The sequence below is a fragment of the Dyella sp. GSA-30 genome (genome assembly GCF_027924605.1).
In the GTDB taxonomy this organism is placed as follows: domain Bacteria; phylum Pseudomonadota; class Gammaproteobacteria; order Xanthomonadales; family Rhodanobacteraceae; genus GSA-30.
In genome coordinates this window covers 2,084,636-2,106,815 of the sequence record NZ_AP027042.1, presented here as the reverse complement: position 1 = coordinate 2,106,815, position 22,180 = coordinate 2,084,636, and the positions used below count along the sequence as shown (strand labels likewise).

The 22,180-nt window shown below is 63.2% G+C and carries 16 protein-coding genes; 7 read left to right on the top strand and 9 right to left on the bottom strand.

Going from position 1 to position 22,180, the window contains the following annotated elements:
* Positions 1–6 precede the first annotated feature (6 nt).
* The 8 genes from QMG46_RS09305 to QMG46_RS09270 all read right to left on the bottom strand — a co-directional run bounded on the left by QMG46_RS09305 (position 7) and on the right by QMG46_RS09270 (position 13,864).
* Positions 7–1,521, bottom strand: coding sequence for a DUF6531 domain-containing protein (locus tag QMG46_RS09305; RefSeq protein ID WP_281852231.1), 1,515 nt, complete (start codon positions 1,519–1,521; stop codon positions 7–9).
* A 137-nt stretch (positions 1,522–1,658) separates the two neighbouring features.
* Positions 1,659–2,135 (bottom strand): chemotaxis protein CheW, encoded by a 477-nt coding sequence (locus tag QMG46_RS09300; RefSeq protein ID WP_281852230.1) that lies wholly within the window; start codon positions 2,133–2,135, stop codon positions 1,659–1,661.
* 12 nt (positions 2,136–2,147) lie between these two features.
* Positions 2,148–3,875, bottom strand: a complete 1,728-nt coding sequence (locus tag QMG46_RS09295; protein WP_281852229.1) for a chemotaxis protein CheB — start codon at positions 3,873–3,875, stop codon at positions 2,148–2,150.
* On the bottom strand, positions 3,868–10,011 hold the full coding sequence (locus tag QMG46_RS09290; RefSeq protein WP_281852228.1) for an Hpt domain-containing protein: 6,144 nt from the start codon (positions 10,009–10,011) through the stop codon (positions 3,868–3,870). Before QMG46_RS09290 ends, QMG46_RS09295 begins: the two co-directional genes overlap by 8 nt.
* 334 nt (positions 10,012–10,345) lie before the next feature.
* Positions 10,346–12,379 (bottom strand): methyl-accepting chemotaxis protein, encoded by a 2,034-nt coding sequence (locus QMG46_RS09285; protein WP_281852227.1) that lies wholly within the window; start codon positions 12,377–12,379, stop codon positions 10,346–10,348.
* Between the two features lie 129 nt (positions 12,380–12,508).
* Entirely contained in the window at positions 12,509–13,048 is a 540-nt protein-coding gene (locus QMG46_RS09280; protein WP_281852226.1) for a chemotaxis protein CheW, read from the bottom strand.
* Between the two features lie 8 nt (positions 13,049–13,056).
* A complete protein-coding gene (locus QMG46_RS09275; RefSeq protein ID WP_281852225.1) occupies positions 13,057–13,431 on the bottom strand; it encodes a response regulator in 375 nt (124 codons plus the stop codon).
* A gap of 31 nt (positions 13,432–13,462) precedes the next feature.
* A complete protein-coding gene (locus QMG46_RS09270; RefSeq protein WP_281852224.1) occupies positions 13,463–13,864 on the bottom strand; it encodes a response regulator in 402 nt (133 codons plus the stop codon).
* A 335-nt stretch (positions 13,865–14,199) separates the two neighbouring features.
* On the opposite strand from QMG46_RS09270, the gene gshB reads away from it, so the two are divergent.
* From gshB to QMG46_RS09245, 5 genes are all read left to right on the top strand, one after another.
* A complete protein-coding gene (gshB, locus tag QMG46_RS09265; protein ID WP_281852223.1) occupies positions 14,200–15,171 on the top strand; it encodes a glutathione synthase in 972 nt (323 codons plus the stop codon).
* Complete coding sequence (locus tag QMG46_RS09260) at positions 15,168–16,037, top strand: energy transducer TonB (protein WP_281852222.1); 870 nt, start codon at positions 15,168–15,170, stop codon at positions 16,035–16,037. The genes gshB and QMG46_RS09260 overlap by 4 nt, the downstream gene beginning before the upstream one ends.
* A gap of 108 nt (positions 16,038–16,145) precedes the next feature.
* Positions 16,146–16,715: a YqgE/AlgH family protein gene (locus QMG46_RS09255; RefSeq protein WP_281852221.1), complete on the top strand. Its 570-nt coding sequence runs from the start codon at positions 16,146–16,148 to the stop codon at positions 16,713–16,715.
* The gene (gene ruvX, locus QMG46_RS09250; RefSeq protein WP_281852220.1) at positions 16,712–17,161 is read left to right on the top strand and encodes a Holliday junction resolvase RuvX; all 450 of its coding nucleotides are present in this window, start codon (positions 16,712–16,714) and stop codon (positions 17,159–17,161) included. The genes QMG46_RS09255 and ruvX overlap by 4 nt, the downstream gene beginning before the upstream one ends.
* A 38-nt stretch (positions 17,162–17,199) precedes the next feature.
* A complete protein-coding gene (locus QMG46_RS09245) occupies positions 17,200–18,126 on the top strand; it encodes an aspartate carbamoyltransferase catalytic subunit (RefSeq protein WP_281852219.1) in 927 nt (308 codons plus the stop codon).
* Positions 18,127–18,287: 161 nt separating this feature from the next.
* On the opposite strand, the gene QMG46_RS09240 is transcribed toward QMG46_RS09245, so the two are convergent.
* Positions 18,288–19,475, bottom strand: coding sequence for an acetyl-CoA C-acyltransferase (locus QMG46_RS09240; protein ID WP_281852218.1), 1,188 nt, complete (start codon positions 19,473–19,475; stop codon positions 18,288–18,290).
* Between the two features lie 183 nt (positions 19,476–19,658).
* Here QMG46_RS09240 and QMG46_RS09235 point away from each other — a divergent pair, with 183 nt between their 5' ends.
* A complete protein-coding gene (locus QMG46_RS09235) occupies positions 19,659–21,431 on the top strand; it encodes a hypothetical protein (protein WP_281852217.1) in 1,773 nt (590 codons plus the stop codon).
* 370 nt (positions 21,432–21,801) lie between these two features.
* On the top strand, positions 21,802–22,173 hold the full coding sequence (locus QMG46_RS09230) for a BON domain-containing protein (protein ID WP_281852216.1): 372 nt from the start codon (positions 21,802–21,804) through the stop codon (positions 22,171–22,173).
* Positions 22,174–22,180 lie beyond the last annotated feature (7 nt).

The following is a 22,180-nucleotide window of genomic DNA, read 5'->3' as shown; positions in this document are numbered from 1 at the left end:
AATACCCTAGTTCGATCGACTACTTGTTGAAAGCAATCGATTCTGTGCATCGTAGGTGTAAGTCGTCGTGCGACCAGCCGTGACGACGGATTCAGGTAAAAAAGTGGCACCATGCCAAGTAGTAACTATGGTGCGTGCCTGTGAAGTGCCTTGCGCTTCGACACGTTGTATTTCACGCCCTTGTGCGTCATAGGTATAAGCCGTGACATGACCGAGTGCATCCGTCTTGGTTGCGACTTGACCAACTGTTGTATAGGTGTAGCTCGAATTGCTCGCCGGGCAACCCGCAGCAGGCGCGCCTTCCACCAAGGTAATGTGCTTGATGCCTTGAATCACTTGATAGTGATTGGTCGATGCATGACCCAAGGCGTTTGTTATCGTCGTTGAGCCGTCGCTGTTATAGCTCAGCGTGACTTTTTCTGCGCTATTCGCGTGCTCGCTGGATATCGCGCGGCCTTGATCATCATAGTGCCAGGTCGCGTAGCGTACTCCACGTTCATCAACGATGCCGGTCAGCCAACCATGATTGCGGGTGTCTTCGTACACATAGGTCCGCGTCGCGGACTTGTTCGTCCACGCATAATTGACCTTCGATAGCTCATTGAATCCGTTGTAGCTATATGTGGCCGTCAGTCCAGAAGTCCCCAGGCTCAACGGTCGATGATCCGTGTCCTCCCGGAAGTTTAGCGACCGCCCCTGGGAATCCACCACAGTCACTTTCGTGGATCCGTCAGACAACGCGGTATAGCTCAGGGCCTGCGCTTTTCCGTTCGCCAGCTGCAAGCGCACGAGGCGCCCTTGCGTATCAAAGCTAAGTTGCTCATTGGCCGGCGAGGTATAGACCCATTGAGTCCCGACTTTGCTTAGCTGACCCAACTCTGTCGGTTCCGCAGTTGCCACAGTGCCCACAAGCGCAAAGAGCGATGAACGCCCATCCTCAAAGGTCAGCACTATCGAGCTGCTACCAACATAGATGGACGTGCTGTAACTATGATGCCACTGGCCGTCGACGCCGTTATAGATATGAGCGAACTCAAGCTCACCGCCGGCGTCCTGATAGTCGTTCTCTTCCTGGAACTTGTTGCCCGTGGAACCGTTGATTGGGTTGCCGTGGCAATCATTCGGGCCGCCCAGGATATCTTTAGGAAATCCCAGTTGCTTTCGAGGCAAAAGATCGTCTGGCGATTCGCAAGCACCCGACGCGGAATTGTAAATTTCATCGGACGGGCAACTACTGCCACCGCGGCTAATGAAATCTTGGCCACCTGCGGGCATTCCGGTGGCGGAGGTCGTGTCCTTCAGGTCACATACGAAAAGGGTTTCCCTATAGGCATATGGCGCCCTATAAGGAAGCGGAATACGAGTGGGATTGGCTTGAACATCCCACGTCGTCCACTGCTCGTATGCGGCACGGCAAGCCGCATCTGCCGACGGGAACTGACCAGCCGGACCAGAGTTCGATACCCAATAATAATCTGCACAGTGCGTGGGAAAACACATCGCAGACAGCGCGAGAAACATCGATATGCGCATCCATTCCCCCCATTTCTTCCTGAATGGTAATTCAGCCACCAGGGCAATATCGTGTATCCGATCGCAGACTCCGAATAAATCGGATAGACAAATCCGATGTCGATACTAGAAAAGCATTATTACAATCAGCTTGCTAGCTCCAACATCTCCGCCAACTCCGCCTCAATCCCTTCCAAATCCGGAATCACCGCCACGTCATCGCGCACCAGCACTTCGGCTTTAACTCCTGGCGGCAGCGGCGTGCCGTCGTGAGTCGGAATGATGAGTTCGGCGTTGAGCGTGGTCAGGCGGGGGAAGCCTTGGGTGACTACTGCAATGAATGGCAGCTTGGGGTTGCCGCCTAGTGCTTTGAGCACAGCAACACGAACGCTCAACTCCGAGTCGGCTTCCTGCGCACCAGCAAGCTTGGTAAACGAAATCAACGGCACACGCCAACCACGCCATGCAATGCGACCGAGCACCCACTCAGGCGCGTCATCGACATGCTCAGCCGTGGGCAACGTAATGACTTCCGCAACGGTGGCGTTGGGAAGCAGCAGGCGCAGGTTACCTACGGGGACCAGGACGCAGCGGATTTCGCGCGGCAGCGGTTGTTCGCTCATCGTGGGACTCTCTTAGGCAAATTGTTCGGTGAGGCGTGCTGCCAGTTCTTGCGGCGTGCCGCTGAAACTGACGAGGCGTTCGGCTTCGATGCCGCGGACCATGCCGGCGTAGTGGTCGCCCGGTGCGGATTCGACCCATACCTGGCCGCCGCGGTCGTAGACGGCTTGCGCGCCGGCGACAGCGTCGGTGGCGTTGCCGGCGAAGACGATCGCGATGGCGTCGCGGCCGAATACGCCGGCTGCGGTGGTGAAGCTTGCATCGATGGATGGCTGTTGCGGAGCCGCCCCGTCGACGACGTGCGATTCGATACGGCCATCACGCAGTAGGCGCACTTGCTGGCCGGCGGGCACGAACAGGATTTCGCCCGCGCGCGTGCGGTTATCTCGTCCTGCCACGCGCACAGGCATGGAGGTGTGATCTTTCAAGCGTTGCGCCAAGGCATCGGCGGCATCGAATGCGTGATGCTGGGTGTGAAGCACGGTCAGGCGCAGGCCCTTCGGCAAGGCACGCAGAAACTCGCAAACGGCATCGGTGCTGTCAGCGGAAGCGCCGAGTAGCAGCACGCGTGCGATCGCCGAGTCGAGCTCGCCGAGCATGACTTCGTGGTCTTCGCGCTGCTGTGGAGCGATCGCCGCTTCCATCGACACCAGTTCCAGGCTCAGCCCGGGCTGCAGGTCGTGTTCGTTGTGGTCGCCGGCATCGGGCGCAAGGTAATCGGCAGCGCTGAGTTTCTCGATGCCGAATTCGGCCGACGACGACTTGGCCTGTTCGACCGCTGCGACAGGCGTGTCTTCGTCGATCAACGACCAGGTCGACGACTGCCCGAACGCCGGAGCATCCGCGGTGGCCACCTTGTTTGCGAGCACGGGCGCGAAGTTCTCGTCCAGCGGCGCTAGCGAAAGGTGATCGAGCTGAAATGCGGGGCGCGCGACTGCCGGGGCTTCCGGCGCCTGCGTTGGCTGCTGCTCGATCGCTACTGGCTCGAATTCGGGCTCGTCGAGCGGCGTCGCGGCGAAATCGCCGTCGTGCAACGCCAGCTCATCACCCGCGTCGTAGTTCAGACCGCTGCCGAATTCATCTTCAACGACATGTTGCTCGTCGGCGGCCAGCAAGGCTTCCAGTTCGGCGGCCAGCGTTTCCGAGGCTTCGATCGATTCTTCCGGAATTTCACCGTCGCTGGCGAATTCCAGCGGCGCATCGTCGATGAGCGGCAGATCGTCGGCTACATCTACCACCGTCTCTTCGTGCGCTGGCATTTCGATCGGCGCCTCGATGGGTGCCGTGTCGACGACGTCCTGCACCACCGACAGTACTGGCGCTGGTGCTGCGACGATTTCGGGCTCCGCACTTGCCGATGGCGGCGGCACGAAAGCCGGTGCGTCGGCGGGACGCGGCGGGTCGAGATCGACCAGCGACATGACCTTGGCGGCGAGATGGCGCGCCCAACGCGCACGGTCCCAACCGTCCAGGCCGCGGCTGGCCTGGGCATCGTTGAAGACGACGCGCGGGCGATCCGAATCGATCACGTCATAGAGGTGATCCATGACTTCGACCGCCTGGTCGTCGAGATTGACCACGACGACTTCGGCACCGGAGCCCTGCAAGGCTTCGCGACTGAGTGTGGCAAGCGTGCCTTCGTGCACGATCTGCGCGCCGCGTTCACGCAACGCGTCGCGCAGGTGGCCACCGAGTTCCGCATCGTCGAACAATAGTGCGACCGCTGTTGCCGCCTCACTCATCGATCGACTCCACTGCGGCCATCGCACGCTGTTCCAGCACTTCGTTGATCTGCATCAGCAGCTCGGCTTCCTGATACGGCTTGCCGAGGTAGCGATCGACGCCGATGTCGAAGGCACGCTGACGATGCTTATCGCCGGTACGCGAGGTAATCATGATGATCGGCACGTTGCGCAGACGCGGATCGGCCTTCATATGGGTGGCCAGCTCGTAGCCGTCCATACGCGGCATCTCGATATCGAGCAGCATCAGGTCGGGCACGCGGTCATGCAGCTTCTCGACGGCGTCGACGCCGTCCTTCGCGGTGCTGACTTCGTACTCGTGACGCTCCAGCACGCGACCGGTGACCTTGCGCATGGTGATCGAATCGTCGACCACCATGATCAGCGGCTTGGTGCGAATTTCCTCGACCACCGGCGTCTGGATGGCGCTCAGGCCTTCGCTCAGGCGCTGTTCGCGGCGCACGATGCCATGACGCACCAGCGGCGCGAGGTCGAGAATGACCAGCACCGAGCCGTCGCCCATGATGGTAGCGCCGAGAATACCCGGCACCGAGCTGACCTGCGGGCCGACCGACTTGACCACGATTTCGCGCGAGCCGATGACGGCATCGATGCGGATCGCGGCACGCAGGTCACCGGCGCGGGTGAGCAGCAGCGGCAACTGGACTTCGTCCAGCGCGTGATTCGGTACCAGGCCAAGCAGTTCGGAAAGATCGTGGATGCCGTACTGCTCGCCGCCATACTCGAAGGTCGGGTTCGGCTCGGCCATGCGCACGACCAGTTCGGCCGGCGTGATACGGGCAACGCCTTGTACCGAGGTCATCGGGATGGCGAAGTTCGACTCGCCGATGCGCACCAGGATGGCCTGGGTCACCGCGAGCGTGAACGGCAGGCGCAGCACAAAGGTAGTGCCCTTGCCCTGTTGCGAATCGATCGCGAGCGAACCGCCGAGCTGCTTGATCTCGTTGGCGACCACGTCCATGCCGACACCGCGACCGGCCAGCTGGGTGACTTCGCTGGCGGTGGAGAAGCCGGTCTGGGTGATCAGCTGCAGGATCTGGTCATCGCTCGGGTTCGACTCGGCGCGCAGCAAACCGCGCTCCACGCCGCGCTTGCGAATGGCCTCACGATCGAGACCGCGACCGTCGTCGGTCACGCGTACCACCACCTCGGTAGCTTCGCGCGCGACGCGGATGCGTACCGCGCCCTCTTCCGGCTTGCCCGCCTTGCGACGTTCGGCCGGCGTTTCGATGCCGTGCGCAACCGCGTTACGCAGCATGTGTTCGAACGGTGCCTTGATACGGTCGAGCAGGTTGCGATCCATTTCGCCGTGGGCACCTTCCACGTACAGCTGGGCGCCCTTGCCCTGATCTTGTGCGGCCTGGCGCAGCGTGCGGCGCAGGTTCGGCACCATCGTGTCGAACGGCAGCATGCGCGTGCGCAGCAAGCCGTCCTGTAGTTCGGAACTGACGCGCGACTGCTGGATCAGCAGCGTTTCGGCCTGACGGGTCAACTCGTCGAGCATGTTCTGAATCGAGACCAAGTCCGAGACCGACTCGGCCAGCGCACGCGAGTACTGCTGCAGCTGCGAGTAACGGTCGAGCTCGAGCGGATCGAAGACGGACAGGCCGGCCTCGCGATGCTCGCGCTGGAAGCGCGCGATGATCTGTGCTTCGGTTTCGATTTCGAGCATGCGCAGCTGGCTGCGCAGACGTTGCACGGTCTGGTCGAGTTCAACCAGGTTGAAGCGGTAGCCAGCCACCTGCTGTTCGAGGCGCGAACGGTAGATCGCCACCTCGCCGGCATGGTTGACGAGGCTGTCGAGCAGTTCTGCGCGAACGCGGATCTGTTCCTGCGGTCCGCGGTTTTCTTCTTCCTGACCCTCTTCGGGCAGCAGTTCCGGCAGGTCCACGCGCAGCGGCGCGATAGCCGGCGGCGGCACAGCCTCTTCGACGCTGGTCTCGCCCGACAGTTCGAGGAAGCGATCGATCATCGCCTGCGGGTACTCGATCGGACGGCCCTGCGACACGCGCTGCACCAGCAGGTGCAACTGGTCGAAGCCGCCTTCCAGCGCGGAGATCAGCTCGCTCGCTTGCAGCGTGTGCTGGCCGACCGGCCGTTCGAGCAGGGTTTCGATCGCGTGGGTGAGATCGCCCACCGCGAGCATGCCGGCAATGCGTGCACCGCCCTTGAGGGTGTGCAGGTCGCGCTGCAGGCTGGCGACATGCTCGAGCTCGGTCGGCTCGGCACGCCACTGCGCCAGCACACCATCGGCGTGGTCGAGGATCTCGCGACCTTCTTCGATAAAGATCTCAAGCAGATCGGGGTCGATCTGGCCGTAGACCATCGCCGCGTTGCTTTCGTTGGCAGCCGGGACTTCTTCAACGGCCTCTTCAACCGGCGCTTTGACGGCGTGAACTTCTTCGACCGCCGGTTCGGCAAGCGCTTCGACTGCCGGCAGTTCCACCGAAGCTTCAGCAGCGGCGAGGTTCGCTTCGGCCGCTTCGATTTCGCGCAGCAGCTGGGCTTCGGCGTCGGCGTCGATGGCTGGAATGGCCTCGACAACCGGCTCGTCGTGCAGCGCGGCCGGCTGCGTTTCTTCCGTGTGTTGCAGTGCTTCGTGCAGGGAAACCAGTTCGCTGGAATCGGTCAGTGCCGATTCTTCTTCGATCAACGGCAGGTCGGAAACGTCCTGAATCACTTCGGGGACGAAGGTATGCGTAACGTTGTCGGCCGACTCCGCTTCGAGCGGGATATCGGTCAACACCGGTTCGATCTCGACCGGCGCCACGGCAAACGATTCGACATCAGTCGGCGCCTGCTCGTGCGTAGCGGCATCGGTCGAGGGCTCGCTCGCGTCCTCTTCGATCAGGTCGCCGAACAGTGCCGCAAAGTCGTCTTCCTCATCACCATGACCGGTCTTGACGATCGGTGCTGGCGCATCGAGTTCGGCCTCGTTGGCGGCATCGAGCTCGAATGCATCGAGCGCGGCCAGCAGTTCGGCAGCGTAGGCGTTGTGATGTTCGTCTTCCGGCGACGGCGCGGCGGCGGGCGCCTCGGCGGGCGGAGCCGCTTCGCGCGCTTCCGTTTCGTCCTGCTCGATCTCGTCTTCCTGCGGCTCGAACAACACGTGCGCCACTTGGGGCTCGGGCTGGCTATCGCGCAGGTCGACAATGCGTGCGATCAACGCTTCCAGATCCGGCAACTGCGGGTTGGCGTTGTCGAACTGGCCCATCACATAGTCGACCGCGTCGGCACTGCGCGCGAGCAGGCTCACGCCTTCGATCGACAGCGGCTGGCCGGCAGCACGCAGACGCTTAAGCAGGCTTTCCAACGGCGACAGCAACTGCGTCAGCAGCGGGATGTCGACCATCGCGATCGCACCGTGCAGCGTATGCACGGCGCGCAGCAGGCCGTCGTCGACCTTTACTTCGCCGTCGACGCGGTTGATCGTGTTGCGGATGGTCTGCAGGTACTGCGCCACTTCGCTGCGCAGGATTTCCAGCAAGACCGGATCGACCGGCGGCAACACCGGTGCGGCATAGGCTTCGGGAACGGGCTCGAATACCGGCTCGGCCGGCGTGCGCTCGACCTCGGCCAGCGCGGCGGCCGGTACGGCATCGGCGGCCGCATCCAGACGCGGCACGCGACGGCGCACGACGCGACGGACGGTTTCGGTCGGGCCGACGACAAAGTCGCTGATACGCGCGTTTTCGTGGCCACCGGCCAGACGGTCGGCGGTATCCATGATCGCGGCGAGCGGCGCGGTCGGCTGGTGGTCGTCCTTCAGCGCCTGCAGCAATTGCGGCAAGGCATCGATGGCGTGACGCACCAGTTCCTGTACGCCTTCATGCGGCTCGATCGATGCATCGAGCACGCGGTTGAGCATGTTTTCGACCTTCCACCCGAACTCGCCGAGCAGGCTGGCGCCGACCAGGCGGCCCGAGCCCTTGAGGGTGTGGAAGGAGCGGCGGATCGAGGTCAATGCATCGCGCTGCGTGACATCGGACAGCCACTGCTTCTGCGCGGTGTAGAGGTTGTCGATTTCTTCCTGCATTTCCTCCAGGAAGATTTCGCGAATCTCATCATCAATGCCTTCGGTGCTGGCATGGAAGCCGGCGTTGAACGCCAGCGCGCCCGACACGGGCACCTGCTCGAAGATTTCCTCTTCGATTTCCATCCAGTCGGCGTCGTCCGATATCGGCGCGGCGCTGCCACCGAGATGTTCGGTGTCGGCCAGGCGCATGCCGGCGATGTCGTGCTGCGCGGTCGGCAAGGCTTCTTGCGAACCGATAAACAGACGCGTCGGATCCACGCCGTCGGCCAGGCTGACCGTTTCGGACAGATCCGGTTGCCCGGAGAAATCGAGCGTAGTGGCCGCAGGCGTAGCGGCCAGATCCAGCGGCGCTTCCTCGACCGGCGCGCGCGCGGCAGGCGGCGGCCAGTAACCGAGCTTGCTCAGGCTGTGCTCGGCTACGTCGAGAATGTGTTCCAGGCCACCGCGGTGTTCGCGCGCGGCTTCGAGGTAATACTCCAGCGCAGCCAAAGCGTCAGCCAGATGGTCCATCTGCACGCTACTGGGTACGCGACGATCGCTGAGCAACTCGTTGCCGATAAAACGGCCGATGCCTTCGGCCAGTTCAGCCGGCCGCGGCGCGGAAAGCATGCGCAGAGCGCCGGCAACCTCATCCATCAGCGGGCCGCTTTCGGTCAGCTCCTGATGCTGCCAACCCGACTCGACGAAGGCGACGATCGATTCCTTCACCTTGCTGGTGTTGGCGATCGCCTCATGCATCAGGGTGGCAAGGATGTGGCGCGCTTCGCTACGCGGCAGCATGGCCGTATTCGAATCGCTGGCCGACTCGTCTTCGGCGCCAAGGCTTTCGATGTGGTCGTCCAGAGACGCTTCGACGTAAAGCAACGCACCGGCGACATCGAGCAGGATCTCTTCGTCCGGCGCGCGCATACGGTTGGCGATTTCGTCCAGCACGCGGCGCTGTTCGTTGACGACACGGCGCGGCACGCCCAGGGCAAGCATGCCCAGCGTGTCGCCGACGCGTTCGAGGATATCGATCTGGCCAGACAGTTGGGCCGGGTCGGCGTTGGCCTGGCGCAGGAACAGATCCAGCGCTTCCTTGACGCGCAGCAGATCGTCCTTGAGTGCACGCGAGACCGAGTCGAGCAAGGCACGGTTGTGCCCGGACATCGAGCCGCGCGCATGTTCCAGCTCGCTGGCGTCGGGCAGCAAGGCATCGAGCGCATAGGTCTTGGCGAGCAACGCCATCTGCGGCGTGCGCTGCTTGGACTGCGCCACCACGTACAGGAGCTTGCGCGCCAGTTCGTCGGCGTCGCCGCCGCGCATATGGCCTTCGCCCTGTTCGATCAACTGACGAATGCTGCGATCGACCTTGCCGATCAACTGGCGTACTTCGCTCGCCTGCTGCTTGAGCACGCCCTGCTGCAAACCTTCGAGCACACCCGAGGCGATCCACCACAGACGGCGACCGGGAATGCTGTAGCAACGCGCACTGATCGCATCGAGCATCTGGCGCATGCCGGCCAGGCCACCTTCGGACTGGCCACGGAACCACGCCAGCAACTGCTGCTGGAAACGCACGCGCAGCTCGGCGATTTCGCCACGCTTGTGGTCGGCGATTTCCTTGGTGGCCGCGCCCGGCGCTTCCGGCGGCAGCACGGCTTCGAGATTGGGACTGAACAACGCCGATTCGTGCAGCGCCTGCTGGCCACGGCTCGAACGCAGGTCGTTGAGCAACGGCAGCAACACCACCGGTACGTCACGGTGGCCGCTGGACAAACGCTCCAGGTAATCGGGCAGCTGCATCAGGCCGCGCATCAGCGCGGCATAGGCGTCTTCGCGTTGGACAACGTGGTCTTCGAGCAGCGAGATGGCGAGGGTTTCCATCTCCTCGGCGACCATCGCGGCGCCGTAGAGCTCGACCATGCGCAAGGTGCCCTGCACCTGGTGCAGGCTGTCCGCGCATGAGCGCATGACATCGCGGTTGCCCGGGTTGTCGACGTAGGACTCCAGCGCTTCACGCGCGAGCGCCAGCGTCTCGTCAAGCTCGGGCTTGACCCACTGCAGCGTGGTGAAATCGATGTGGTCTTGAAGTCTCATACGCCCATCTCAGCGGCCGCGCTGTAACGCGTCTCGCAACCGTTGAGGTTGCCCCCTGTCATTGAGCCTGCCCGGTATCTCCGAGTAGCCCGCGTTGGCTCTCTGCGCTCGTCCATTGGTGACGCGTGGCGACGCGCCTGACCGTCTGTCAGGTCGAGCCACGCGTCGGCGATGGGCGGGCGCAGAGAGCCAACCCTTCGGGCCAGATCTGTTTGCACGCAATCCTGCGTCATCACTCGGTCGTGTATCGACATACACTCTCTCGCTCTTCCTGGTCTTGCGCGCAAACAGCTTCTGGCGCGGGCCACTCGGAGATATCGGGCAGGCTCATGTCTCAACCCGGCAGCTTGAAGTGAGCCACCGAACGCCGCAGGTCGCTCGCCAGCTGCGCCAGGTAACCGATCGAGTCGGCCGTCTGGCTCGCGCCCTGCGAGGTCTGCGAAGTAATTTCCTGAATCGCGTTCATCGATTGCGAGATGTCCGTCGCGGCGGCCGACTGCTGGCGTGCCGCGGCGGAGATGTTCTGAATCAGCGCGGACAGATCGTGCGACACGCGCTCGATGTCGCCCAGTGCGCTACCGGCGTCCTCGGCCAGGCGGGCACCGGCCACCACTTCGGCGGTGGTCTGTTCCATCGAGTTCACCGCTTCGTTGGTATCGGACTGAATCGTCTGCACCAGCGTTTCGATTCGCTTGGTCGCGCTCGCGGAGCGTTCCGCGAGGCGCTGCACTTCGTCCGCCACCACCGCGAAACCGCGGCCGGCTTCACCCGCCGAGGCCGCCTGGATCGCGGCGTTCAAGGCGAGGATGTTGGTCTGCTCGGCAATGTCGTTAATCAGTTCCACGATCGAACCGATTTCCTGCGAGGACTCACCCAGGCGCTTAATACGCTTGGAGGTTTCCTGGATCTGGTCGCGAATCGAGTCCATGCCCGAGATCGTTTCGCGCACCACTTCGGCGCCACGCGAAGCGATCTGCACTGAGCGCTCGGCCACGTCGGCCGATTCGGCCGAGTCCTTGGACACGCCGTCCATGGAGCTGGCGATCTGGTTGATCAGCGTGGTCGCCGAGCTGATTCGCTGCGCCTGATGCTCGGCCGCGTCGGCCAGATGGCGCGCGGTGGTCTGCGTTTCCTGTGCCGAGGAGGACACCTGCTCGGAGGTCTCGTTGATCGTGGTCACCAGGGTGCGCAACTCGTCGATCGCGTAGTTCACCGAGTCGGCGATCGCGCCGGTAATGTCCTCGGTGACCGTGGTCTTGACCGTCAGGTCACCTTCGGCGAGCGAGCCCATTTCGTCCAGCAGGCGCATGATCGCCTCCTGGTTACGCTGGTTGAGTTCGGTCGACTCGCGGAAGCGGCGGCGCTGGTCGCCGATCTGCTGCACGACGAGCAACACGGCGAAGAGCGCCGCGCCACCGGCGCCGAGCACGCCCCACCACACGTTCGGGAACAGGCGGCGCAGCGGCAGCTTGCCGATCTGGTCGGCCAGTTCGTTCGCGCGCAGCAGCACGTTCTGCGAATCGAGCGAGGCCTGGTTGCCGGCGCGCTTCACGTCGCTCAGGTTGCCGGCCGCGCTGATCAGCTTGTTGACCGGGTCCTGGACGTCGTTCCACTTGCCCTGCATGTCGGTCAGGATCTTGCGGGCGTTGGCATCGCCCATCGAGCGCACGCCGATGTCCGAGTTACCGGCGAGCAGGCCGTTGAGCACGCTGCCGTACAACTGGCCATCGCGGGACAGACCGTCGGCGGCGGGCTGGGAGGCATCGCCGCCCTGCAGCACTTCCTGCACTCGGCGGATCATACGGTCGGCCAGGAGCATCTGGCGGGCCGAGGTATAGGTCTGGTCCGCGCTACCGCCATGCTGCTGCAGGATGTTCACCACCTGCTCCATGGACGAGTTCAGCAGCGGCAGTTCGCGCGAAAGCGTGCTGGCACGCTGGGCCGAATCGAGCACCAGGGCCCGGTTCGAAAGAATCTTGCCGATGTCGCCGTCGAGCTGGCCCCAGGCGGTGCTCAATGCGGACACCGCCCGGCCGGTCGGCGAGGCGTTGTTGTCGGCATAAGCCTGCATGCTGCCTTTGGAGTCGCCCTTGTTCAGGCGCTGCACGGCCGAGTCGATGGAGTTGCGGTTGTTCTCCAGCTCCTTGAACGACTCGACGTTGCCGTCCGCCGCTTCGAGGGCGTACTTGGCCGTCTGCTGCGAAAGCACCTGGATTTGCGTGGTCAGGCCGATCGCTTCGCGATCCTCACCGGCCTTGATGGTGAGCAGGACAAAATCCAGCACGGCAAAGCCGATCATGATCAGCAGCGCGCCGATAATGATGCCGGAATAGTTGCGCTCCCTGCCGACGCCCCCAGTAGTGCTCATGCTCTTCACCTCGCCGTCTACACCGCGCCGGCGCTTTGCGCCGGCGATGTCCGGGGCCGAACCGCCCCTTCGAACCATTCAATCTCCCGGCCGCAACAGGCGCCGGACCCCAAGCTTGTGTGTTGGCCGTCAGGCCGCCGCCTGACGAAAGTCAGGCGCGCGTACCAGCCGATTCATGCTGAACAAGCCCAGCCGCTGCTCGCCGACGCGATCGTCGACGAAACGCGTCAGGCGTGGATCGCTTTCCGGCTCGGCTTCGCGGCGCTGCTCGGCGTCGACGGTGCGCTGCCCGAACACTTCGTCGACCAGCAGGGCCACGCTGCCCGCGCCCTGGCGCACCACCAGCAGGCGGCTGCGCTCGGTGGTCACGGTGCGTTCGCCAAACAGGAAGCGCGCCAGGTCGATCACCGGCACCAGGTTGCCGCGCACGTTGGCGATGCCAAGCAGCCACGTCTGCGTTCCGGGCACCGGGGTCAGCGGCGGCACCGCCAGCAGTTCGTTGATCTCGTCGATGCCGCTGACGAACGAACGGCTGCCGGCGCGGTAACCGATACCACGCCACAGCCCGGGGGCTTCGAGCTTGTCCGACGACTCCAGGGCGTGCGCCAGGGACAGGCGCTCGTAATGGGCGAGGATTTCAAACGGGGTCAGGTTGGCGTTCTGGCTCATCGTTGCCCTCAGGCCGCCGCGCTTGGCAGCAGGTCATGAATGCAGGCCAGAAGTTCCTTCTCGTTAACCGGTTTGGTGATGAACGCGCGCGCGCCCTGGCGCAAGCCCCAGACGCGGTCGGTTTCCATCGATTTGGTGGTGATCATGACGATCGGTACGCCCGAGGTGACCGGGTCACGGGTCAGCGTACGGGTCGCCTGGAAGCCGTTCATGCCGGGCATGATGACGTCCATGATGACCAGGTCGGGAAGCTCGGCGCGGACGCGCTCGATGCCTTCCTCGGCGTTACCGATCGAGTCGACACGATGACCCGCCCGTTCGAGCAGCGTGGTGAACACGCGCACGTCGGTCGGCGAGTCGTCGATGATGAGAATGTGGGCCACAGCTCCCCCTCAGATGCTGTAGTCGCAGGTTTTAAACCGTGCTGACATGTCGATGAATAGCGCCAAGCAGTTCGTCTCGGGTGAACGGCTTGGTCAAATACTGTTCCGCGCCGACGATCCGGCCGCGGGCCTTGTCGAACAACCCGTCCTTCGAGCTCAGCATGATGACCGGGGTGCCGCGGAACTGCGGATTATTCTTGATAAGCGCGCAGGTTTGATAGCCGTCGAGACGCGGCATCATGATGTCCACGAAGATGATCGACGGACGCTGGTCGGAAATCTTGGCCAAAGCCTCGAACCCGTCGACGGCGGTAAGCACGTCGCAGCCTTCCTTCTTCAACAAGGTTTCCGCCGTACGGCGGATCGTCTTGGAGTCATCGATAACCATGACCTTAAGACCGGCCAGGCCATTGCCATTTACGTTCAAGTTCACTTAACCCCCCTGCGACCTGCCCCGGCTCAGGTAAACGCATAGCCGTCAGCCTTGTGGCCGTCGGCTCGATATGGAATACAAAGAATTCCGCAAGAATAATTCCGTAACCCGCTCGTGAGGCGGGCTTTTATGCATTTGCTGTTTACCGCCTTCACTGCCGTGGCGTCAAGCTGCAATTGCTTACACTGCTTCCGAAATCGCGATTCTTGCATCTTCACATTTGCCCGTGGAACCGCCGCCTTGTACGGGAGGCCGACGATCCCCAACCTTGCCGCGCGAGGCCCCCCTCGGCGAACATGGCCGTTTTCACACGTTTCGACTACCGGAGAATGACGATGGCCTTGTCGGTCGCCGTACTCATGGACCCTATTTCGGGCATCAAGACCGTCAAGGACACCACCTTCGCGATGCTGCTGGAAGCCCAGCGGCGTGGCCATAGGCTGCTCTACATGGAGCAGGGCGACCTGTCGATCCGCGATGGCGCCCCCTGGGCCCGCGTGGCCGAGCTGTCGGTCAAGGACGATCCCAAGGCCTGGTTCCAACTGGAAGCGGCCCAGTGGCGCGACCTGCGCGAGATCGACGTGGTGCTGATGCGCAAGGACCCCCCGGTCGACCCGCAATTCATCTACGACACGATGGTGCTGGAGCTGGCCCAAAAGGCCGGCGTGCTGGTGGTGAACGACCCGCAGGCCCTGCGCGACTGCAACGAAAAGCTGTTCGCGCTGCAGTTCCCGCAATGCATCGTGCCCACCCTGGTCTCGCGCGATGCCGGCGAGCTGCGCCGCTTTGCCGCCGAGCACGGCGAGGTGGTGCTCAAGCCGCTGGACGGCATGGGCGGGCGCGGCATCTTTCGGGTCAAGGCCGGCGACAGCAACCTCAACTCGATGCTGGAGACCCTGCTGGCCGGCGGCCCGCATGGCGAAGGGCGGCATTTCACCATCGCCCAGAAGTACATCCCGGAGATCACCTCCGGCGATAAGCGCATCCTGCTGGTCAATGGCGAACCGGTGCCCTACGCGCTCGCGCGCATCCCGCAGGGCAACGAATTTCGCGGCAACCTGGCGGCCGGTGGCCGCGGCGAGGGTGTGCCGCTGTCCGACCGTGACCGCTGGATCGCCGCCGAAGTGGCCCCGGAACTCAAGCGTCGCGGACTGATCTTCGTCGGCCTGGACGTGATCGGCGACTACCTCACCGAGATCAACGTCACATCGCCGACCTGTGTGCGCGAACTGGACGCGCAGTTCGGGCTTAATATTGCCGGCCAGTTGTTCGACGTCATCGAAAGCCTCGGAACCCAAGCTGCGTGAATGCCACCGTTCGCCCCAACAACGGCGCCGACCCGATCGGCGCCACGTTGCTGTTCTCGCTGCTGCTGCACGGCGTGCTGCTGTTGGGCATTACCTTTCACTACGTCAAGGCCAAGCCCAGCCTGCCCACGCTGGATGTGACCTTGGTCGACGTCGCCAACCGCGAGGCACCGGACAAGGCCGATTTCCTGGCCCAGGCCAATAACTCCGGCGGCGGCGAGAGCGACAAGGCCGCCCGCCCCTCGCAGCCCTTCTCCGGCCCGCTACCGACCGAGGCCCAAGGCACCGCGCAGCGCCACGTCGATGCCACCGTGCCGGCGCCACGCGACGCCACCGCCCAACGGCTGGTCACCACCACTGGCAACAGCGCGCAGTCGGTCAACAGCGATACCGGCCAGACCGAGCTGACGCCCGACCAGCCGCAGTCGGCGGCCGAGCTCAAGCAGCAGGAAGAAATGGCCAGGCTGGCTGCCGAGCTGCGCAGCAAGAGCGAGGCCTACGCCAAGCGCCCGAAGAAGAAATTCATTTCGGCCAATACCAAGGAATTCGTCTACGCCGCCTACATGCGCGGCTGGGTGGACCGGGTCGAGCGGCTGGGCAACCTCAACTATCCCAACGAGGCCCGCCAAAAAGGCCTGCATGGCGACCTGGTGCTGACCGTGGGGTTGAACCGCGACGGCAGCATCAAGAGCATCGACGTGATCAAGAGCTCGGGCGAGGCGGTACTCGACGCCTCGGCGCAGCGCATCGTGCGGCTGGCGGCGCCTTTCCCCGCCCTGCCTGCCGACGACAAGGAGCGGGTGGACGAGCTGTACATCACGCGTACGTGGCAGTTCGGGCCGGATAACGTGCTGCGGAATCGGTAGTCCCCGCAGCCTCCCCTTCGCCGGGGCGACGATGAAAACTGAGGTCGCTTGTGGGGAGCGAAACAACATCCTCACTCCCGGAGCACCATCCCGGCTTACAATGGCCCCATGACCTCCCCCAGTCAGCAAACTCTCGCCGGCCATTTCCTGATCGCCATGCCCAGCCTGGCCGATCCGCCCTTCTCTCGCGGCGTGGCCTTTGTCTGCCAGCACGATGAGGACGGCGCGGTGGGTCTGCTGATCAATCAGCTTTCCGAATACCGCCTGGGCGATGTCCTGGCGCAGATGAAACTGGGCTGTTCGGATATCGAACTGGCCGATGCGCCGGTGCTGATCGGTGGCCCCGTGCAGCAGGAGCGCGGCTTTGTGCTCCACCGTGAGCACGGCCATTGGGAATCGAGCTACCGCGTCAATGCCGACTGGTCGGTAACCACTTCGCGCGACATCCTGGTGGCCATGGCTGCCGGCGAAGGTCCGCGTCTGGCCCTGATGGCGCTGGGCTATGCAGGCTGGAGCGCCGGGCAGCTCGAACAGGAATTGAAGGACAACACCTGGCTGACCGTCGAGGCCAGTGAGCGGGTGGTGTTCCATACACCGCTGGAGGAGCGCTGGAGCGCTGCTGCCGGCCTGGTCGGCGTCGACCCGCTGCAATTGCCCGGCTACGCGGGCCACGCATGAGCTGTGCCTTCGGGTTCGACTACGGCAGCCGCTTGATCGGCGTAGCCGTCGGCAACCGGTTGACGGCCAGTGCGCGTGGCATTGCCGCCATCCCCAATCGCGACGGCACGCCCGACTGGGTGCAGCTCGACAGCCTGCGCCAGAGCTGGCTGCCCGACACCCTGGTCGTCGGCCTGCCATTGACGCTCGACGGCGACGAGCAACCCGCCAGCCGCGGCGCGCGCCGCTTCGCCAGTCAGCTGAGCGAACGCTATAACCTGCCGGTGGTGCTGGTGGACGAACGGCACACGTCGCAGGAAGCCGCACGTCGCTTCGCACAGGCTCGCGCTGCCGGTCTGAAGCGAAAACGCGACGCGCAGCAAATCGATGCCGAAGCTGCCGCCGTCATTCTCGAAGGCTGGCTCACCGGCATGACCGAGGCCATCCCCGGCGTTGCCAGTCCATGAGCCCCGCCCATCTTCCTCATTCATATCGATCGATCTCTATGAGCCAACGCCTGCGCCATCTGACCTCGCTGGAAAACATGCCCAGCGCCACCATCGAACGCTTGCTCGATCGCGCCGTCTCGATGCGCGACGCCTGCGCGCACGGCACGCGCAAGCTCGACCTGTTGGCCGGTCGAACGGTGCTGAACCTGTTCTTCGAACCGTCCACGCGCACGCGTACCTCGTTCGAGCTGGCCGCACGGCGCCTTGGCGCGGACGTGATCAATTTCGATATCGGCTTGTCGTCGACCAGCAAGGGCGAAGCGCTGTTCGACACGCTGCATACGCTCGAAGCGATGCATCTGGACACGATCGTGGTGCGCCACAAGATCTCGGGCACGCCGGACGAACTGGTGCGCCACGCCATGAGTGGCGTCGCCGTGATCAATGCCGGCGACGGCAATCGCGCGCATCCGACGCAGGGCCTGCTCGACATGCTGACGATTCGCGAGCATCGGCCGGATTTCCGTCAGTTGAAAGTGGTGATCTGCGGCGACGTAAAACATTCGCGCGTGGCGCGTTCGGACGTGCATGCGCTGCGTGCGCTGGGCGCCAAGGAAATTCGCCTTTGTGGCCCCGCCGGCCTGATGCCCGAAGCGAGCGAATTTCCCGGCTGCACGATCGTCGAGAATTTCGACGAAGCGATCGAAGGCGTGGATGCGGTGATCATGTTGCGCTTGCAGAAGGAGCGCATGGCGTCGACCGATCTGCCTGATGAGGCGGCTTATTTCGAGCGCTTTGGCCTGGACAATCGACGCCTGGCACTGGCCGGCAAAGGGTGCCTGGTGATGCATCCGGGGCCGCTCAATCGCGGGATCGAGATTGCGTCCGAGGTAGCCGATGGGCCGCAGTCGCGCATTCTCGAGCAGGTGGGTAATGGGGTGTTTGTGCGGATGGCTGTTTTGTGTGAGGTGATGGGGCGTTAAGGCTCGCTTCGCATCGCCTCTTGCTTCCCCCTCACCCATAACCCTCTCCCCCGGCAGAGCCAGGGGAGAGGGGACTGACGGAGGCAAGTCTCCAACGTTGCGCGAATTTGCTCCCTCTCCCCTGGCTCTGCCGGGGGAGAGTGCTGGGGTGAGGAGGGGCTCTAGACCCGCTCGATAGCGATCGCAGTAGCTTCACCACCACCAATACAAAGCGACGCCACCCCACGCCGCAATCCATTGCGCTCCAACGCATGCAACAACGTCACGATCAACCGCGCACCCGTCGCACCGATCGGATGTCCAAGCGCACACGCACCGCCATGGATATTGAGGATGTCGTGACCGATGCCCAGCTCGCGCATCGCCGTCATCGCCACGACCGCAAAAGCCTCGTTGATTTCGAACAGGTCGACATCGCCCAGCTTCCAACCGACCTTGTCCAGCAGCTTGCGAATAGCGGGTGCCGGAGCCGTGGTAAACCATTCCGGCGCCTGGCTGTGCGTGGCATGCCCACGAATTTCAGCAAGGATCGGCAACCCTTCCCGTTCGGCGAGCGAACGACGGGTCAATAGCAGCGCCGCCGCACCGTCGGCATTGGCCGAAGAGCTGGCTGCAGTGATCGTGCCGTCCGTGCGAAACGCCGGACGCAGGCTGGGAATCTTCGCCGGATCGACCTTGAGCGGATGTTCGTCACGGGAAGTATCGATGCTGCCGCCACGCGTAGGCACACTGACTGCAACCACCTCGGGATCGAATACGCCCTGCTCTACCGCGTAACGTGCACGCCGCAACGTTTCCATCGCATAGGCGTCCTGGTCCGCGCGACTGAATCCGTACTTGGCAGCCGTCGCCTCACCGAAGTCGCCCATCGGTCGCCCGCCTTCGTAGGCATCCTCCAGCCCGTCGAACATCATGTGATCGAGCGCCTGCTGGTGTCCCGCCCGATACCCCGCGCGGGCCTTGGGCAACAGATACGGCGCGTTGGACATGCTTTCCATGCCACCGGCGAGAATGAAATCCGCGCTCCCCGCCAGCAGCAGGTCGTGCGCCAGCATCGTCGCCTTCATGCCCGAACCGCAGACCTTGTTGACCGTGGTCGCGCCAACGCCGTCGGGCAGGCCCGCGTCTCTTGCGGCCTGCCGTGCCGGCGCCTGGCCAAGGCCGGCCGGCAGTACACAGCCCATGATGGTTTCGCTGACCCGCTCGGCGGCCAGGCCAGAACGCTGTAACGCCGCCGTCAATACGCTCGCGCCCAGCATGGGCGTGGTGAGCGGCGTGAGCTCGCCGAGAAAACGGCCCAGCGGCGTGCGTACGGCCGCGGCAATGACGATCGGATCCTGATGTTGCATGGCGACCTCGAGGGGTGGTCTTGGAAAACTCGCCATATTAGATGATGATTGACATCAATAAAATCAAGCGCGCGTCGTCAAACTGAAAGCAAGCACGATCATCTTTGTTAGCTACACGTTATGACAGCCCGTAAAGCAGGCATAATGCGCAGCGCAACATCATCTTCAAACTAGGGAATCAAGATGCGATCGACGACGCGCTTTTTCGCGCTGGGCTTTGCCGGCGTATTGCTGGCCGCCTGCGCACACAAGGACAAAGATGCTCCGCTGGCCTTCGTGCCCGCCGATACGCCTTATGTCATTGCCAACCTCGATGTACTGGATGACAGCACCCGCGCCGCCTTGTTGAGCCAGGCCGATGCGCAGTTGCCGGGCCAGGTCGCGCAGATGAAAGCGGCTGCCGACGAGATAAAGGATCCGGACAACGCACGTCTGTTCAAGGCCTTTATCGCCGAGATCGACGGCAAGACCGCCGAGGCCTTTGCGCAGAACACCGGACTGGATGTGAAAGGCTACTCGGCGTTCTACGGCCTGGGCCTTTCGCCGGTGGCGCGTATCGAGCTGAGCGACCCGAAGGCATTCGAAGCCTTTGTCGGCCGCCTGGAAACGGCCTATGGCAAAAAGCTCGACACGGCGAGCGTCGGTGGTCAGTCCTACCGTAAGCACGTGTCGACCGAAGCCGGCACCCAGGTCATCCTAGCCGTCGTCGGCAAGCAGGCCGTTGCGGCGTTGTTGCCGGCTGATGCCTCCGAGTCGATGCTGCGTCAGGCGCTGGGCCTGGATCGTCCGGCCAAGAGCCTGCAGGAAGACGGCCGCCTGGAAACCCTGGCCAAGGACAAGGGTTACAAGCCCTATGCCGTCGGCCAACTCGACGTCGCCCGTACCCTGGCACTGGTATCCGGCGGCAAGGACCCGTTCTTCAGCGCGATGTTCAAGGCACACGCGGAAAGCGAAGCGGCCAAGACCGGCGAGCCAGTCGCCAATCAGATGCAGATTCCGCCGACCTGTCAGGCCGACGCGGCACGCATCGCTGCACGCGTACCGTCGATGAGCTTCGGTTACACCACGCTCGACAGCAAGCAGCAGTCGGCGCGCGTGGATCTGGCGCTGGCCGATGACATCGTCAAGGCATTCTCCGGCCTGAAGGTCGGCTTGCCGGGCCTGGGTAGCAGCGGCGACGCACCGTTCGATCTCAGCATCGCGCTGCCGATGAAGGATGTACGCACGTTCTGGTCGGCGCAGGCCGATGCCGTGGCCGCCAAGCCTTTCACCTGCCCCGCACTGCTCGACATGAACGACCAGTTCGCCAAGATCGGTCAGCTGGCTCAGCGTGCTGCGATGCCACCCTTCGGCGACATGCAGGGCCTGCGCATCGTGCTCGATACCTTTGCACCCGATCCGAACGCCACGCTGCCCAAATTCAGCGGCCGCGTGCTGATAGCTTCCAGCAACCCGACCGGCCTGATCGCGATGGGTCAGATGGCCATGCCGGCGCTGGGCCAGCTCAAGCTGACCAACGACGGCAAGCCGGTGGCACTGCCCGCCGACATGACCGCTACGCTCGGCCAACCTGCATGGGTGGCGACAAGCGACAAGGCCCTGGTGCTTGGCATCGGCACCGGTGAAGACAGCAAGCTCGGCGACATGCTCAAGGCATCCGAAGGCGACGCCGGCCGCATGATGCGCATGCATCTGACCGGCGACATGTACCAGACTTGGGTGCAGGCGATGGAAGCCAAGTCCGAACAGCTGGCGCAACTCACCGCCAACATGGGCAAGAGCGACGACGATGCTGCCGACACCGATGCGGTCAAGGAACAGCAGCAGGCTGCCGCACGTTCGAAGGCGCAGTTTGAATCGATGCGTCAACAGGCTGCGCGCGTGAAGGATCTCTCCGGCGAGATGCATGTCGACGAGCACGGCCTGGTGATCACCAACAGCGTTGAACTGAAGTAAGCGACAACGCGATTGCGATACTCGACGGGGCGCTTCGGCGCCCCGTTTTTTTTGGCGGCCGAGCAACTCTCTAAAGCCACCTGATTTTGTAGGAGCGATTTCAATCGCGATCCACAATTACATCACGACCTGTCGCGACTGAAGTCGCTCCTACAAAGATTGCATTCCTGCTGCAACGATGAGCGCAATAGCAAACTTTGTACAACTCAAGCACGCCAATTTCGCATTCCCGCTTTTCGCCTGAACGCAAGCAAGCGATGGGCACATCGCGTTCACTTCCTTCCTGTTGCCATGGGATCACGGTCACTGTCCAGTTCGGCATACCGTCTGTCTTGCAAGACAGCATCTTCCCCAATGCAAGGAGGTCGCCATGTCCTTTTCAATTCGCAAGACTCTGATCGCTGCTGGTTTTATCGCTGCGTTTGGCGCGATTCCGGTCACCCAGGCCGTCGCTCAGGATTCCGGCGCCAGCATGAGCAAGTCGTCGGATAACCAGACCGTGCCCGGCAAAGTCGACGATGCCTGGATCACCACCAAGGTGAAATCCGAATTTGCCGCCAACAAGGCCGTCAAGGCCAGCGATATCTCGGTAAGCACTACTGAGGGCGTGGTCACCTTGAGCGGCACTGTAGCTACCGCCAAGGAAAAGGCACATGCAACCGCGATCGCCAAGAAGATAAAGGGCGTCAAGAGTGTGGACGCCAGCGGCCTGACGGTCAGCGCTTCGCCGGCATCGAGCTAATCGTCGA

Coding starts and splice junctions, on each gene's coding strand:
- QMG46_RS09305 (WP_281852231.1), bottom strand. CDS start 1,521: ATGTTTCTCGCGCTGTCTGCGATGTGTTTTCCCACGCACTGTGCAGAT.
- QMG46_RS09300 (WP_281852230.1), bottom strand. CDS start 2,135: ATGAGCGAACAACCGCTGCCGCGCGAAATCCGCTGCGTCCTGGTCCCC.
- QMG46_RS09295 (WP_281852229.1), bottom strand. CDS start 3,875: ATGAGTGAGGCGGCAACAGCGGTCGCACTATTGTTCGACGATGCGGAA.
- QMG46_RS09290 (WP_281852228.1), bottom strand. CDS start 10,011: ATGAGACTTCAAGACCACATCGATTTCACCACGCTGCAGTGGGTCAAG.
- QMG46_RS09285 (WP_281852227.1), bottom strand. CDS start 12,379: ATGAGCACTACTGGGGGCGTCGGCAGGGAGCGCAACTATTCCGGCATC.
- QMG46_RS09280 (WP_281852226.1), bottom strand. CDS start 13,048: ATGAGCCAGAACGCCAACCTGACCCCGTTTGAAATCCTCGCCCATTAC.
- gshB (WP_281852223.1), top strand. CDS start 14,200: ATGGCCTTGTCGGTCGCCGTACTCATGGACCCTATTTCGGGCATCAAG.
- QMG46_RS09255 (WP_281852221.1), top strand. CDS start 16,146: ATGACCTCCCCCAGTCAGCAAACTCTCGCCGGCCATTTCCTGATCGCC.
- ruvX (WP_281852220.1), top strand. CDS start 16,712: ATGAGCTGTGCCTTCGGGTTCGACTACGGCAGCCGCTTGATCGGCGTA.
- QMG46_RS09245 (WP_281852219.1), top strand. CDS start 17,200: ATGAGCCAACGCCTGCGCCATCTGACCTCGCTGGAAAACATGCCCAGC.
- QMG46_RS09240 (WP_281852218.1), bottom strand. CDS start 19,475: ATGCAACATCAGGATCCGATCGTCATTGCCGCGGCCGTACGCACGCCG.
- QMG46_RS09235 (WP_281852217.1), top strand. CDS start 19,659: ATGCGATCGACGACGCGCTTTTTCGCGCTGGGCTTTGCCGGCGTATTG.
- QMG46_RS09230 (WP_281852216.1), top strand. CDS start 21,802: ATGTCCTTTTCAATTCGCAAGACTCTGATCGCTGCTGGTTTTATCGCT.